Genomic DNA, 337 nt, shown 5'->3' with positions numbered 1-337 from the left:
CCGGCCCCGGCCGCCGGCGCCGCCGGGAATCCGGGCGGTCTGGTCAATCTGAACACCGCATCGGAGTCCGAACTCGACGCGCTACCCGGCGTCGGTCCGGTCACCGCGCAGGCGATCATCGACTACCGCACGCGCAACGGCACTTTCAGCTCCGTCGATCAGCTCGGCGAGGTCGACGGGATCGGTCCGTCCCGGTTGGCCAAGCTGCGCGGCCTGGTGACGGTGTGAATGCGTGATCAGGATCTGCGCCTGCTGTCGCCGGCGGTGGGGGTGTGGATCATCACGGCGGTATGCCTCGGCGCCACGGTGCGCGTGGCGGTGATGATCGCGGTGTCCT

At 69.7% G+C, this 337-nt stretch carries 1 protein-coding gene; it reads left to right on the top strand.

Annotated features, from left to right (window positions below; all coding sequences use genetic code 11):
- Positions 1-228 (top strand): ComEA family DNA-binding protein (locus B1964_RS14310; RefSeq protein WP_139765739.1); only part of this gene is annotated, 228 nt, incomplete at its 5' end.
- Between the last annotated feature and the right edge of the window lie 109 nt (positions 229-337).

The organism is Gordonia sp. i37 (assembly GCF_002043085.1).
Classification (GTDB): Bacteria; Actinomycetota; Actinomycetes; order Mycobacteriales; family Mycobacteriaceae; genus Gordonia; species Gordonia polyisoprenivorans.
Note: the sequence above shows the minus strand (reverse complement) of the source record. Positions and strands in the feature narration are given on the sequence as shown.